Source organism: Chitinophaga sp. S165 (assembly GCF_003182155.1).
In the GTDB taxonomy this organism is placed as follows: Bacteria; Bacteroidota; Bacteroidia; order Chitinophagales; family Chitinophagaceae; genus Chitinophaga.
Map to the genome: position 1 here is coordinate 61,820 of NZ_QGTG01000013.1, position 14,081 is coordinate 75,900.

General features: G+C 46.5%; 12 protein-coding genes and 2 tRNA genes. 7 read left to right on the forward strand and 7 right to left on the reverse strand.

What is annotated here, in order from left to right; all coding sequences use genetic code 11:
• Positions 1–47: 47 nt before the first annotated feature.
• Positions 48–710: a metal-dependent transcriptional regulator gene (locus tag C7475_RS30465; protein WP_233260019.1), complete on the reverse strand. Its 663-nt coding sequence runs from the start codon at positions 708–710 to the stop codon at positions 48–50.
• Positions 711–848: 138 nt separating this feature from the next.
• On the opposite strand from C7475_RS30465, the gene C7475_RS30470 reads away from it, so the two are divergent.
• Complete coding sequence (locus C7475_RS30470; RefSeq protein WP_146217712.1) at positions 849–1,769, forward strand: hypothetical protein; 921 nt, start codon at positions 849–851, stop codon at positions 1,767–1,769.
• A gap of 53 nt (positions 1,770–1,822) precedes the next feature.
• Here the strand turns inward: C7475_RS30470 and aat are convergent, their stop codons facing one another.
• Together aat and C7475_RS30480 are read right to left on the reverse strand one after the other, a co-directional pair.
• On the reverse strand, positions 1,823–2,440 hold the full coding sequence (gene aat / locus C7475_RS30475; RefSeq protein ID WP_233260020.1) for a leucyl/phenylalanyl-tRNA--protein transferase: 618 nt from the start codon (positions 2,438–2,440) through the stop codon (positions 1,823–1,825).
• A gap of 26 nt (positions 2,441–2,466) precedes the next feature.
• On the reverse strand, positions 2,467–2,775 hold the full coding sequence (locus C7475_RS30480; protein ID WP_110057223.1) for an ATP-dependent Clp protease adaptor ClpS: 309 nt from the start codon (positions 2,773–2,775) through the stop codon (positions 2,467–2,469).
• Between the two features lie 163 nt (positions 2,776–2,938).
• On the opposite strand from C7475_RS30480, the gene C7475_RS30485 reads away from it, so the two are divergent.
• Positions 2,939–5,095, forward strand: a complete 2,157-nt coding sequence (locus C7475_RS30485; RefSeq protein ID WP_110057224.1) for a cation:proton antiporter — start codon at positions 2,939–2,941, stop codon at positions 5,093–5,095.
• A gap of 286 nt (positions 5,096–5,381) precedes the next feature.
• The gene (locus C7475_RS30490) at positions 5,382–6,716 is read left to right on the forward strand and encodes a glycosyltransferase (RefSeq protein WP_110057225.1); all 1,335 of its coding nucleotides are present in this window, start codon (positions 5,382–5,384) and stop codon (positions 6,714–6,716) included.
• A 138-nt stretch (positions 6,717–6,854) separates the two neighbouring features.
• Here C7475_RS30490 and C7475_RS30495 read toward each other — a convergent pair.
• From C7475_RS30495 to mtaB, 3 genes are all read right to left on the reverse strand, one after another.
• Positions 6,855–6,929: transfer RNA gene (locus C7475_RS30495), tRNA-Val, on the reverse strand.
• Positions 6,930–6,961: 32 nt separating this feature from the next.
• Positions 6,962–7,036: transfer RNA gene (locus tag C7475_RS30500), tRNA-Val, on the reverse strand.
• Between the two features lie 180 nt (positions 7,037–7,216).
• The gene (gene mtaB / locus C7475_RS30505; protein WP_110057226.1) at positions 7,217–8,494 is read right to left on the reverse strand and encodes a tRNA (N(6)-L-threonylcarbamoyladenosine(37)-C(2))-methylthiotransferase MtaB; all 1,278 of its coding nucleotides are present in this window, start codon (positions 8,492–8,494) and stop codon (positions 7,217–7,219) included.
• A 107-nt stretch (positions 8,495–8,601) separates the two neighbouring features.
• On the opposite strand from mtaB, the gene C7475_RS30510 reads away from it, so the two are divergent.
• The 3 genes from C7475_RS30510 to priA all read left to right on the forward strand — a co-directional run bounded on the left by C7475_RS30510 (position 8,602) and on the right by priA (position 12,316).
• The gene (locus tag C7475_RS30510) at positions 8,602–9,054 is read left to right on the forward strand and encodes a DUF4258 domain-containing protein (RefSeq protein ID WP_158286658.1); all 453 of its coding nucleotides are present in this window, start codon (positions 8,602–8,604) and stop codon (positions 9,052–9,054) included.
• 64 nt (positions 9,055–9,118) lie between these two features.
• Positions 9,119–9,859, forward strand: coding sequence for a 1-acyl-sn-glycerol-3-phosphate acyltransferase (locus tag C7475_RS30515; RefSeq protein WP_110057228.1), 741 nt, complete (start codon positions 9,119–9,121; stop codon positions 9,857–9,859).
• A 9-nt stretch (positions 9,860–9,868) separates the two neighbouring features.
• Positions 9,869–12,316: a primosomal protein N' gene (gene priA / locus C7475_RS30520; protein ID WP_110057229.1), complete on the forward strand. Its 2,448-nt coding sequence runs from the start codon at positions 9,869–9,871 to the stop codon at positions 12,314–12,316.
• A gap of 3 nt (positions 12,317–12,319) precedes the next feature.
• Here priA and C7475_RS30525 read toward each other — a convergent pair whose 3' ends face one another.
• A complete protein-coding gene (locus tag C7475_RS30525; protein WP_110057230.1) occupies positions 12,320–12,988 on the reverse strand; it encodes an NAD(P)H-binding protein in 669 nt (222 codons plus the stop codon).
• 64 nt (positions 12,989–13,052) lie between these two features.
• Here C7475_RS30525 and murB point away from each other — a divergent pair, with 64 nt between their 5' ends.
• Complete coding sequence (gene murB / locus C7475_RS30530; RefSeq protein WP_110057231.1) at positions 13,053–14,072, forward strand: UDP-N-acetylmuramate dehydrogenase; 1,020 nt, start codon at positions 13,053–13,055, stop codon at positions 14,070–14,072.
• Positions 14,073–14,081 lie beyond the last annotated feature (9 nt).

Sequence of the window (14,081 nt, forward strand, 5' to 3'; positions counted from 1 at the left end):
TTTCCTGTATGTTTGTACCTCCCGGGATGTATAGTCTGCAGTTTGCTTTAAATCGGTTTGACCATTATATTTTTTGAGACCTGTTCGCTGATGGTAAAGGCAGGCTGATTACGGATCTTCAGTTCAATAGAGTTATCAAACTCGTACCGTTCTATCACATCCAGTTGTGTCCCCAAACGGATGCCTTTAGCATTCAGGAATTCCAGTAATGCAGTTGATTTATCAGAAACGGCCACCACTTCCAGTCGTTTTGCTTTAGCCTTATGCAGTGGCGTTTGTACGCGGGGCTTGCCCAATTTACCCTGGGCGTCGGGAATAGGATCGCCATGAGGATCTATCTGCGGGTTTCCCAGGAACTCACTGAGACGATTGGTCAGCTTTTCGCTGCGTACATGTTCCAGCTCTTCCGCCAGCTCATGTACCTCTTCCCAGCTGAATGACAGCTTATCTACCAGGAAACACTCCCACAGGCGGTGCCTGCGGATAATAGAGAGCGCTGCCTTTTTACCCTCTGGTGTCAGGTTGATACCCTGGTATTTTTCGTATGCAATGAGCTTCTTTTCCTTTAGTTTTTTTGCCATGTCCGTAACAGACGCGGGCTTGGTATCCAGTTCGCCGGCTAATGCGTTGGTCGTAACCGCGTCCTGTCCCTCTTCCTCCAGTTTATAGATTGATTTGATGTAATTCTCCTCAGCAATCGACAAATTCATAATTCCTTAAAATAAAGTTTAGGTAAATCTAAATAAAAGGTGTGAGAATTGCAAATGCAGAAGGTTTTGCAATACCCTTATTTTGATCATATCATTTTTTTCTCTAACTTTTCAGCCATAATAAACAAGCATATACGCATGAATAAGCTCGTGTTAGCACTGTTGACTATCGGTTTACTGGCCGGTTGCGGATCAAAAAACAAGAATTCAGGAAAGGGTGCCTTCACGTTTGAGGATTTCCGTCATTTATTTACAGAGGCGAAATTGCCTTATAAACTGACGCCGGAAACCCTGGTGGAAAAATCAGCCGATTCTGCCGCTATTTCGCCAGAGGTGATGAAACAGTTCCTGACCGATACGTTAGGAATATCCGACTTTCCGGAAGGAACTGTGATCAAATTCTATCCGCTGGCCGCGATAGATGGTGCTGCCGTGAATTATTTTGTGGTGAAAGCTATAGGTAAGTCAACCACTACCGCGTATGTATGCTTCCTTGATAAAAAAGGTCATTACCTGAACCGGCTTGCAGTGGCGAAGGTGGAGAATAAAAAAGACCAGCATTATTTCTCGATAGATACCCGTCAGGTCATCAAGGTGACTAACGAGCATGAGCTTAGCCCCGGACGCACTGCCACCAGAGAAGATTTCTATGGTGTTGGTGAAGATGGAAAGACGACACTGATCATGACTAACTCCAGCGGAGACGCCGCTGCAGGCCAGATCTTTAATCCGATCGACACATTACCAGGTAAACATAAATTGTCGGGCGATTATCTTTCCGGCGAAACCAGCATTGTATCTATCCGCGATGGAGATGATCCGAAGTCATTCCTGTTTTTCATTACTTTCTCAAACGAGAAAACAGGTTGTAAAGGCGAGTTGTCAGGAACAGGACATTTTACAAGTGCTAATAAAGGTGAATACAAAGACAAAGAAACAGATTGTGGTATTGCATTCCAGTTTGCTTCAGGCAGGGTAAGCATCAGAGAGATTGGCGGATGTGGCGCCTATAGGGGAGTACGGTGTTTCTTTGAAGGAAGTTACAGCAAGAAAAAGTAAGTACGATTTAGTATAAGAACAGACTCCGCTTCATGTAATGGGGCGGAGTTTTTTTATTGGGATTTTTTGATGATGGTAAGGAACTCTTCACGGGGTATCATTCTTGCTCCCAGAGAAGCCAGATGCTCCGAATATACCTGGCAGTCTATCATTTCAAGGCCTTGCGCAGCCGCATATTGCACAAAAGTGATAAAGGCAGCTTTGGATGCATTGCTGACACGCGCAAACATGGACTCGCCAAAGAAGCAATCTCCTATCTGGATACCATAGAACCCGCCTACCAGCTCATCATCCTGCCAGCACTCAATTGAAAGTGCATAACCGGCTTCATGCAGGGCAATGTAGGCTTTTTCAATGTCTCTGGTGATCCAGGTACCATCCTGACCGGGCCGGGGCGCCTGCTGGCAGCCTCTGATCACTCCCGGAAAATCTTTATTGATAGTGAAGGTGAACACTCCTTTTTTCAGCACCTGTTTCATGCTGGCAGAAATTTTCAGTTCGCCGGGAAATAGTACGAATCTCGGGTCAGGGCACCACCAGAGAATAGGCGGTTCGTTATACCAGGGGAAAATGCCTTCACTATAGGCTAACAGTAATCTGTCTGACGAAAGATCTCCGCCATAAGCCAATAGTCCATCCGGCTCAGCCAGATCAACGGGCGGGAAAATCAAATCATTGGAGAGTTGAAATACAGGCATTATCTTTCAACCGCTTCTTCAAGAGTAGCGCTGATGCCTCTGTCAAGCAGAGCTTCGCACATGGGGCGTAGGCGGGAGAATTCGCCCTGCTTTACGGCATATTTGCCATTGTGGTGAATGATCAAAGCACATTGTTCAGCCTGTTCCTGGGTATGATCGCACACTTCGATTAAGGATTGTATTACCCAGTCGAACGTATTCACCTCATCATTCCAGACGATAAGGCTGAAAGGGAACTGCTCATCTTCAGCCACCAATACGTCTTCCCATTCTTTTGTCTGCGTACCTGTTTGCTTACGCTGGCTCATAATCCTTTAAAAACTTTACACAAAACTACGGCTAATAATCGTTATATTAAATAGGAAAGTTTAAGGATAACGCTGTAGCATTGATTTTGAGAATCATGTGTTTAACATAATCAGTAAGCATTGGCTGATAATTGTTATTATTGTAATCACTAGAAGCAAGGTTATGAATGTATTGAACGGCAGTAAATTGTTGATGGACATCAGCTTACCATTAAAAGATCCGGTACCAATTTTTTCCCTGGTATTGTTTATCATCCTGTTAGCCCCGATCATCCTGCGTAAGTTCCGTATTCCGAGCATCATCGGTTTGATACTGGCAGGGATGGCCATAGGAGACCATGGGTTTAAGATCATCGAGAAGGGGAGTATAGACCTTTTTGGAAAGGCCGGCTTACTGTATATCATGTTCCTTGCAGGTCTGGAGCTGGATATGACGGAGTTCAGGAAGAACCGGAACCGTAGTCTCGTTTTTGGTGCGTTCACATTTTTCATTCCGCTCATTTCAGGATATTTCGTTTGCACTTATGTACTGCACTTCAACTTTATGGCTACATTGCTGGTATCCAGCATGTTTGCTACCCATACACTGGTAGCGTATCCGTTGGCCAGCCGCCTGGGCATCACTAAAAATGAAGCAGTCACCGTTGCTGTAGGCGGCACCATTATTACCGATACTGCCGTGTTGGTGATCCTGGCCGTTATCACAGGTGCGGCGGCAGGCAACCTGAACACTCATTTCTGGGTCCGCCTGTCCGTGTCACTGGTGGTCTTCGGCGCTATTATCCTCTGGATATTCCCGCTGATAGGACGCTGGTTCTTCAAAAAGATCAAAGACGATAAAACTTCCCACTTCATATTTGTACTTGCATTAGTATTCCTGGCGGCCTTCCTCGCGGAGCTGGCGGGTGTGGAAGGCATCATCGGTGCATTCCTGGCGGGCCTTGCGCTGAACCAGCTGATCCCACATACATCGCCGCTTATGAACAGGATAGAATTCACAGGTAATGCATTATTCATTCCCTTTTTCCTGATCAGTGTGGGCATGATCGTGGACCTGCGCGTATTACTCAAAGGCCCGGAAGCCCTGATGATAGCAGGTGTGCTGACGGGTATGGCATTAGTCAGTAAGTGGCTTGCAGCTTTCTTTACACAGATCTCTTTTGGTTATACACCTAAACAACGTAATGTAATATTCGGACTAAGCAGTGCACATGCTGCAGCCACGATCGCCGTGATACTGATCGGGTTCAACATGGGCATTATTAACGAGAATGTGCTGAACGGTACCGTGGTACTGATCCTGATCACCTGCCTGGTAAGCTCTTTCGTGACGGAAAGTGCGGGCCGTAAACTGGCGATTATAGAGCTTGACAAAAAACCTGTGGTGGAAGAAATGCCTGAAAGGCTGCTTGTCCCTATCTCCCGGCAGGGACATATGGAATCACTGCTTGATTTCGCGCTGATGATCAAAGATCCGGATGCAAGCACGCCTATCTATCCACTGGCCGTTGTACAGGATGATGAAGAGGCTAAACAGAAGGTCGCGCTTACCAGTAAGATCATGGAAGCAGCTGTTATGTATGCCGGAGCGACAGAAAGTAAAGTACAGGCGGTTACACGCGTTGATCTCAACGTTTCAGATGGTATTGCCCGTGCAGCAAAAGAACTGATGATAACAGACGTGGTGCTGGGCTGGACAGACAAGACCACTACCACAGAAAGATTGTTCGGCTCCATCTTCGGTACCACGCTGGATAATGTGTTGCAGAGCGTATGGGAGACTGTCTATGTATGCGACTTCCACTATCCGCTGAATGCAACCCGGAAACTGGTGCTGGTGATGCCTAAGAACGCAGAATATGAACTGGGCTTCCTGCACTATATCCAAAAGATCTTCCTGCTCAGTAAACAGATCGGTGCAAGACTGTTACTGTGTTGTCATATCAAGACGCAGGCCGCTATAGAAGCCTATCTGCAGCAGTTTAAACTGAATGTGGAAATCACCTACAAGCAATTCGACAACATAGAGGAATTGTTACTGCTGGCAAAAGACATTACCAAAAATGATCTCGTAATGGTGGTAGCAGCCCGTAAAGGAACACTGTCCTACCGGCCTTACCTGGATGGTATGCCGGGACGTTTGAGCAGGCATTTCCCGGCTCATAACATCGTGCTGATCTATCCTGAACAAACAGAGATCGACTACATTGAAGCAGGCGTACAACCTGAAGATCTTACGCTGGCGCCGATCCAGGAACAGCTGGCTAATCTGAATAAGTTGGGTAAAGCTGTAAAACGTATCCTCAAAGGGAAAAAATAGTTTACCACATATACTCCGTCTATGACCCCTTCTCCGTATCGGGATGCTTTGCTGCGTCCTGTATATTGCAATGCCTATACCATTCACAGGAAGCAGGATCGGGGGAATGCCTGACCTGAAATAGGGGATGCCTTTTAACCGGATTAGGGGATAGCGGCTTCTTTATACCGGACCTACCTTTGACATTGTAACCCTTCCCAGGAAACAGACGCAGTATAAGACATAACTGTGTGGGTTATATGAGAGCAAAACCTCAGATCAGCAACATCTAAACAACTTTAAAACAATGAAAAACCACAACGAACAATTGAAGGGTAAAAAGGTGCTTTTTGCAACAGTACCTGCAGAAGGGCATATCAATCCATTGACAGGATTAGCTAAGCACTTACAGGAATCAGGATGCGATGTAAGGTGGTATACTTCCCCTCTCTTTGCACAGAAATTTGAAAAACTGGGTATTCATCATTATACGTTTATAACCGCGAAGGATGTGAACCAGGATAACCTGACCATCCTGTTTCCCGAAAGACTATCGATCGAAGATCCTGCAGTAAGGCTGGACCTTGATCTTACGGAAGTCTTTGCCAACAGGGGGCCTGAGTATTATGAAGATATCAAGGGCATTTATCAGTCTTTCTCTTTTGATATCCTGATCGCCGATTCTATGTTCTCGGGTATCCCGTTTGTTAAGCACCTCATGAAGATACCGGTATTGTCCATCGGCATCATTCCGCTGGCCGAGAACTCTGTTGATCTGGGACCTTATGGTATGGCATTGCCACCGGCTACCAACGAAGCTGAAAAGGCTAAATATGCAGAATTAGGGCAGCTGATGATCAATGTTGTGCTGAAGAAGTCGATCAACACTTTCGATGCTATTCTGAACAAACACAACATTCCTCATAAGAACTCAGTGCTGTTCGATCTTTTGATACGTGAAGCGCCTTTATACCTTCAGATCGGAACACCTTCGTTTGAGTATAAACGTAGCGACCTGGGAAGGAACATTCGTTACATAGGAGCGCTGATGGCTCATTCATCGAAAAAACAAGCGGCTGCTCCCTGGTTTGATGAGCGTTTAAAGAAGTATAAGAAAGTAATGTTGCTGACACAGGGTACTGTTGAAAAAGATATCAACAAACTGATCGTTCCGACATTGGAAGCTTTCAAAGGTACTGACGTGCTGGTAGTGACAGCAACAGCCAGTAATCAAACGGCCGCATTACGGGCTAAATATCCGTACGATAACATCATTGTGGAGGATTATATCCCGTTTGATGAGATCATGCCTTATGCTAACGTTTATGTTACAAATGGAGGGTATGGCGGTACGTTGTTAAGCATTAAATACAAGTTACCGATGGTAGCTGCAGGTGTGCACGAAGGAAAGAATGAGGTATGTGCCCGCATTGGTTATTTCAAACTGGGTATTAACCTGGCAACCGATACGCCAACGTCAGAACAGGTAAAAGAGGCGGTTGAAAAGGTGTTTGCTGATAGCAGTTACAAAGAGAACGTTACCAGGCTGGCGGAAGAAATAAATACTTATAATGCCATCGAGACAAGTGTGGGTTATGTGGCTGAACTGATTCAGACGCATGCTACTGCTGCGGTGCTGTAACATAGCTGTCAAGCCATCATGAACAAATAAGCCACGGATCATTGTGTATCTGTGGCTTATTCTTAGGACTGTGTTTTGTGCGCCTGGTATTTCCGGGCATAAAAAAAGCTTCATCTGTTAAGATGAAGCTTTCGTTTGTGGGAGTTGACGGATTCGAACCATCGACCCTCTGCTTGTAAGGCAGATGCTCTGAACCAGCTGAGCTAAACTCCCTTGAAGAAAAAAACAGTAAAAATTTTAAAGAGTGGGAGTTGACGGATTCGAACCATCGACCCTCTGCTTGTAAGGCAGATGCTCTGAACCAGCTGAGCTAAACTCCCTCTTTTTTTCTTCGTTACCGTCAGGCCTTTCGTCTGATGGGATTGCAAAGGTATAAACTATTTTTATTCTGCCAAATTTTTTTGAAGATATTTTAAAAAAAGTGATCAGCTGTTTTACTTGTTATGCTCTCAAATACCTTGCAGTAAAGGGTTTGAGAGTATGTAAGTTTATAGTGAACATTATTTCAGTTCCCATGCTATCAACTGATTTGTCCATTCCTGACGGTACGGAGTTGTCACTTTGATATAGTTATCTGTATACCCTTCCATCATACCATCCTTACCATGTTTTTCAAACAGTACTTTTCTTGTTTCACCGAGGTGTTGTTCATTGAAATACTGTTGTTTTTTGTGGCTCAGGTTACGCAGCATTTTATTACGTTCATTCCGCACGTTTACGGGTACCACTGGCGTAATATCAAGCGCAGCGGTATTGGCTCGTTCTGAATAGGTAAATACATGCAGGTAGGAGACGTCCAGTGAATGCAGGAAGTCGTACGTTTCCTGGAAGTGTGCGTCAGATTCTGCAGGGAAGCCAACGATCACATCCACGCCGATGGCGCAGTGTGGCATAAACTGTTTGATCAGGGCTACTTTCTCTGCATACAGCTCCCGGCGGTAACGGCGGCGCATCAGGCCAAGTATTTCATTACTGCCGCTCTGTAAAGGAATATGGAAATGAGGCATGAACTTTTTGCTGTTCGCTACAAATTCAATGATCTCATTACTTAACAGGTTAGGTTCTATAGAAGAGATGCGGTAACGCTCAATGCCTTCCACCTGGTCCAGTTCCTGTATCAGTTCAAAGAAGCTCTCTTCCCTTTTTTTACCGCCTTCCAGTCCTTTGCCAAAGTCGCCCAGGTTAATACCGGTCAGCACGATCTCTTTCACACCGCTGGCTGCCAGTGAATGCGCATGTGCTACCACACTGGCAACACTGTCACTGCGGCTTTTACCCCGCGCCATCGGGATGGTACAGAACGAGCAGGTATAATCACAACCATCCTGCACCTTCAGGAAGGTCCGGGTACGGTCGTTCAGTGAATAAGAGGCATGGAACGTGTTCACATCTTCGATATCGCAGGAGCAGATCTTCGCGCTGTCACCTTTGGTGAGTGTTTTCAGATGATCCACAATATTGAACTTCTCTGCCGCGCCAAGTACAAGGTCCACACCCTCGATCTCTGCGATCTCTTTGGGTTTCAGCTGTGCATAACAGCCGGTGATCACGATCATACTTTCGGGTGCTCTGCGCTGGATGCGGCGCACCAGGTGCCGGCATTCCTTGTCAGCGTTGTCTGTAACAGAGCAGGTATTGATCACATAGACATCGGCCCGCTCCTCAAAATCTGTCTTCACAAATCCATCCTGTTCCAGCAGCCTGCTCAGGGAGGAGGTTTCTGAAAAATTCAGCTTACAGCCGAGGGTATGAAATGCTACTTTTTTACCTGTTGTCATAAGGAGGGCAAAGGTAGCACCTTTTTTTTATACTGGTTATGTTGCCAAAATTGTATAGATTGCCGCCCGGCATGAGCAATGCTAAATATCGTAACAGGAGCGTAACCATGAAATCTAAGGGCAAGTATGTACCTATGTTGTTATTAGGACTATTGTTGTGGCTGGCCTGGCAACAACAATGGTGGAAGGGACCACAGCGGCAACCGCGTGTTTCTGCCCCCGGTAACACCAGCATCACTGAGACAAATCACAAAAAAATTAACACCGGCAATGATCCGGCTGCACTTGACCGGCATGCCATCCTTAAATATACCCGCCACGCCAGGTGCCGTATGGCCTGCCGGCACGTTACCGAAGATGAGGTGGTAGAGATCCTTGAAAACGGTAGCGTTAATACAGAAAAATCCAATCCGCACGACGAGCCTTGCCCTACCTATGCCCTGGAAGGCTATTCCGATGAAGGACAGCACCTCCGGGTCGTCTTCGCGCCCTGTGAAGACACAACAAGCGTTGTAACATGTATTGACCTGGACAAGGACTGGGCTTGCAGCTGTAATTAGGTATTTCCATCTGTAAGCAGTAATTTTCCGGCTTGCATCCGACTAAAAAGAGACTGGCATTATTATGAAGTTATTGCTCAAGCCGTTACATGTGGTGTATATGATATACGCCGCAATAGTATTCCTTGTGATCATGTTCCTTATCCTTCCGCCCATTTTTGTGGCTTCTTTCTTTGGAAAAGTAAAAGGTGGGAACGTTGTCTTCTATTTCCTGCGTTTTTGGTCTCATACATGGTTTCCTGCTGTTGGTATAAGAGTGAAAAGAATTTACAAACATGACAAAAAGGATAAGACTCCTTACCTCTATGTTGTCAATCACCGTTCCTACCTGGACGCCGCTCTTGCAGTGCAGGTAATGCGTCTTCCTTTCCGTCCGCTGGGAAAGATCGAAATGAAAAAGATCCCCTTTTTCGGGTTTATCTATAAACAATCTGTCGTACTGGTAGACCGTAAAGATGCGAAAGCCCGCTCCCGCAGCGTACGTGAGATGATAGCCGCCATTAAGGAAGGTATCTCTATCCTCATATTCCCTGAAGGCACTACCAACGAAACAGAAAAACCATTGCAGCCATTCCATAATGGCGCTTTCCGTATAGCCATTGAAACACAAACACCTATTCAGCCTGTTTTATACCTGGATAACGGCGACCGCCTGCATGCCAAAAGGTTCAATCTGAATCCCGGCCGTTGCAGAGTAGTGTATCTGCCACCTGTTCCTGTCACAGGACTGACAATGGACGACCTGCCGGTGCTGAAACAGCAGGTTTTTGATATTATGGAACGGGAATTGAAGGCTAGTGTATAACAATTACAAATGAAGTTTGCTGACGTCATACTGCCATTGGCCCTGCCAAAGAATTACACTTACTCGGTACCTCCGCATATGGAGGAATCTCTTAAGGTAGGCAGCCGTGTAGCCGTACAACTGGGCAAACAGAAGAAATATGCAGGCATCGTAAAAGCCATCCATGAGCAGGCGCCGGCCGATTACAGGACCAAACCTTTGCTGGATATGCTGGATAAAGATCCTGTCGTATATCCTACACAGCTGTCATTCTGGCAATGGTTGTCTGCCTACTACATGTGCAGTGAAGGTGAGGTGTTAAATGCAGCCTTACCTGCACACCTGAAACTCTCCAGCGAAACATTACTCCTTTTTAATGATGCCTACGGCGACGATTTCTCTGCCCTGGATGATGATGAATACCTGGTAGCAGAAGCACTGCATATACGAAAAGAACTCAGAATCGACGAAGTACAGCTTATCCTCGATAAGTCGGACGTGTACTCTACTATCAAAAAGCTGATAGAAAAGAAAGTGCTGCTGGTATACGAGGAGCTGAAGGAAGTTTATAAAGAGAAGAAAGAGAACTACGTGCAGCTGCACGCGCAATATGAAGATGAGGAACTACTGGCGCCGCTCTTTAATGAACTGGCCAGGGCGCCGAAGCAGATGGAACTCCTGCTGGCGTATCTTCATCTCGTAAAAACACAGGGCAGTGTACTGCAGAGTGAACTGCTGAAGAAATCAGGCGCTACCGCCGCACAGCTGAAAGGCCTGGTGGAAAAGAACATCGTGTGGATCGAACAGCGGGTGGTAGACCGGGTGCCCGGCAACGGTAAAGCAGAAGTGCAGATAGATTTTGTGCTCAGTCCTGCACAGGAGAAAGCCCTGGCAGAAGTGCGTGACAGCTTTGCTGCAAGACCTGTTACATTATTGCATGGCGTTACCTCCAGCGGTAAAACACAGTTGTATGTAAAACTGATAGAAGAATATGTTGCCAATGGTAAACAGGTGTTATATCTCCTGCCGGAAATTGCGTTGACTGCGCAGATCATCCGCCGCTTACAGAAACATTTTGGTAATAAGATCGGGATCTATCATTCCCGCTTTAATAATAACGAAAGAGTAGAGATCTGGAACAAGGTAAAGACCGGCGAACTGCAAATACTGCTGGGCGCACGTTCCAGTTTATTACTGCCTTTCCGTGACCTGGGTATGATCATCCTGGACGAGGAGCACGATACTTCCTATAAACAACAGGACCCCGCTCCACGTTATCATGCCAGAGATGCCGCTATTTACTATGCAGGTCTCTTCGGAGCAAAGGTCTTGCTGGGATCCGCCACGCCCTCCCTGGAGTCTTATTTTAATGCACAACAGGGTAAATACGGATTAGTGGAACTGTCTGAACGTTTCGGCGGACTGGAAATGCCGGAAATAGAAATTGTGGATGTAAAGAAGGAACGTGCAGAGAAGAATATGCAGGAAAACTTCACACCACAGCTCAACGCTGCTATCCATAGCAGCATGGCGGCACACAAGCAGGTCATCCTTTTCCAGAACAGGCGCGGTTATGCACCTTTTCTGATGTGTACGACCTGTGGCTGGATACCCAATTGTAAGAACTGCGATGTATCCCTGACCTATCACCGTAACCAGGATAAACTGCATTGCCACTATTGTGGTACCCGTTATCCTTATCCGCAGACCTGCGCCGCCTGTGGCAGCCAGACGCTTATTCCTAAAAGCTTTGGTACAGAGAAGATAGAAGATGATCTGCAACAGCTGTTCCCGAAGGCTCGCATCGCCCGTATGGATATGGACGCTGTACGCAATAAGGACAGTCATAACAAGATGATCCAGCTGCTGGAACAACGGGATATAGATATCCTGGTAGGTACGCAGATGGTTGTAAAGGGGTTGGACTTTGATAATGTGAACCTGGTAGGGATCTTAAGTGCGGATAGTTTACTGAGCTTTCCCGACTTCCGTGTGAATGAAAGGGCCTTTCAGCTAATGGAGCAGGTGAGTGGCCGTGCCGGCAGGAAACATGGAAAAGGTAAAGTGGTCATACAGGCCAGCAATACACGGCATCCCATATTACATTACGTTACAACGCACGACTATAAAGCGATGTACGCATCGGAAATAGCGGAGCGTGAGCGTTTCGGATATCCTCCTTTTTACAGGCTATTGAAAATAACCCTCAAGCATAAAAATCAGCAAACGGTAGAACAGGCGGCACAGGTACTGGGCAACTGGTTGCGGCCGCATATCGGGCCACGGCTGGTAGGACCTGCGGTACCATTGGTCGGCCGCGTACGCAACAACTATCTGCAGGAAATGCTGATCAAGTTGCCCCGTGATACAAAAGTGATTGCCAGCACCAAACGGCTGATACAGGAACATTTTATCAAACTGCTGGCAGAAAAGCAGTTCCGTTCTGTTTTCATTGTGCCGGATGTGGATTGTATATAACACTCATCTTTCCCTTGATGCCAGCTCTTTAATAGCATCATATTCATAAATATGCGTGCCGTCGGGCGCTTTCTTCGATGCGCTGAGCATAGCACGGGCTACATTTGCGGCCTTTACAGGACGATATTTTCTCCAGCGTCCCTGCCACAGGAAATAGAATACCATGACCACTACTTTTATGAGCCATTCCTTGAAACGGAACACTTTGCGTGCGCCCAGCAATATAGAAGGGCGGAAGATGTGCAGCGAAGGGAAGCCCAGTCTTTCTATGGCCTGTTCCACTTCTCCTTTGGTACGCTGATAGAAATTGCGGGAACGTGGGTTAGCGCCGGAGGCGGAGATTAGCTGAAACTGCCGGATACCATGCCTGCGGGCAAGGGTGGCACAACGTACTGGTATTTCAAAATCGACTTCCCGGAACCGTTCTTTTGTGCCCGCCTTACGAATGGTGGTTCCTACACAGCAAAAGATCACGTCCCCCTGCAATGCTTCGGAGAGGCTTTCTTCGTCGTTAAAATCTACCAGCACTGTTTCCAGGCCGGGCCGCTGTTTAAAGGACGGGGTACGCAACAATACCCTGACCTTACTGAAATGAGGGTCGTGTAGCAGTAAGGTGACCAGGGTCGTCCCCGTGAGTCCGGTTGCGCCTATAACAACAGCAGTTTGAGGCATGGTTTTATTATATTTGTCGGTTGTACAATGCTGCTGTGCAGCTTTAGACTAAATTTACGATCATATGCGCATATCCGAAAATGTTTCGCTCAGGTCTTATAATACGTTTGGCATTAGTAGTCAGGCGCGTTTCTTCGCGTCTTTTTCTTCTGTAGATGAATTGAAATATCTGCTGGAAAATCCACCGCTACCGGAACTGTCAACATTGATATTAGGTGGTGGTAGTAACATTCTCTTCGCCCGCAATTTCTTTGACGGCATTATGTTGAAGAATGAAATAAAAGGCATTGAGGTAGTAAGGGAAGATGACGAGTATATTTATGTGAAAGCGGGGGCAGGAGAGAGCTGGCACAGATTCGTTATGGATTGCATCGCCAATAACCGTGCAGGACTGGAAAACCTGTCTTTGATACCTGGTAATGTCGGCGCCAGCCCAATGCAGAATATCGGCGCATATGGTGTGGAAATAAAGGATTGCTTTCATGAACTGGAAGCTTATCACATGCAGGACCATACACTCGTTACTTTCAATAGTGCAGACTGTCAGTTCGGATATCGTGAAAGTGTTTTCAAACGCAAATACAAAGGCCAGTTTGCTATTGTTTCGGTGACCTATCGCTTATCAAAACATCCGAAGTTCAATACCAGCTATGGTGCTATAGAAGAGGAACTGAAACATATGGGCGTGAAAGAGCTGAGTATAAAAGCAATCAGCCAGGCGGTCATTAACATCCGCAGTTCCAAACTGCCTAACCCGGCAGAGATAGGCAATGCCGGCAGCTTTTTCAAAAATCCGACAGTAGATGCGGCAAAACATACAGCATTAAAAGAAGCGTTTCCCAACATTGTTGCCTATCCTATTGCAAACGGCGACTATAAGCTGGCAGCAGGCTGGATGATAGAGCAGTGTGGATGGAAAGGTTTCAGGGAAGGGGATGCAGGCGTGCATGAACGCCAGGCGCTGGTGCTGGTGAACTATGGCAATGCAACGGGCGATGATATCTATCGCTTGTCACAGCGCGTGCTGGATAGCGTGCAGGAAAAGTTCGGAGTGGAACTGGAAAGGGAAGTGAACATCATATAAAAGCATCAC

What these genes read in the sequence shown, in the direction of transcription:
- C7475_RS30465 (WP_233260019.1), bottom strand. Translation starts at nt 710, where the DNA reads ATGAATTTGTCGATTGCTGAGGAGAATTACATCAAATCAATCTATAAA.
- C7475_RS30470 (WP_146217712.1), top strand. Translation starts at nt 849, where the DNA reads ATGAATAAGCTCGTGTTAGCACTGTTGACTATCGGTTTACTGGCCGGT.
- C7475_RS30480 (WP_110057223.1), bottom strand. Translation starts at nt 2,775, where the DNA reads ATGAGCCAGCGTAAGCAAACAGGTACGCAGACAAAAGAATGGGAAGAC.
- C7475_RS30485 (WP_110057224.1), top strand. Translation starts at nt 2,939, where the DNA reads ATGAATGTATTGAACGGCAGTAAATTGTTGATGGACATCAGCTTACCA.
- C7475_RS30490 (WP_110057225.1), top strand. Translation starts at nt 5,382, where the DNA reads ATGAAAAACCACAACGAACAATTGAAGGGTAAAAAGGTGCTTTTTGCA.
- mtaB (WP_110057226.1), bottom strand. Translation starts at nt 8,494, where the DNA reads ATGACAACAGGTAAAAAAGTAGCATTTCATACCCTCGGCTGTAAGCTG.
- C7475_RS30510 (WP_158286658.1), top strand. Translation starts at nt 8,602, where the DNA reads ATGAAATCTAAGGGCAAGTATGTACCTATGTTGTTATTAGGACTATTG.
- C7475_RS30515 (WP_110057228.1), top strand. Translation starts at nt 9,119, where the DNA reads ATGAAGTTATTGCTCAAGCCGTTACATGTGGTGTATATGATATACGCC.
- priA (WP_110057229.1), top strand. Translation starts at nt 9,869, where the DNA reads ATGAAGTTTGCTGACGTCATACTGCCATTGGCCCTGCCAAAGAATTAC.
- C7475_RS30525 (WP_110057230.1), bottom strand. Translation starts at nt 12,988, where the DNA reads ATGCCTCAAACTGCTGTTGTTATAGGCGCAACCGGACTCACGGGGACG.
- murB (WP_110057231.1), top strand. Translation starts at nt 13,053, where the DNA reads ATGCGCATATCCGAAAATGTTTCGCTCAGGTCTTATAATACGTTTGGC.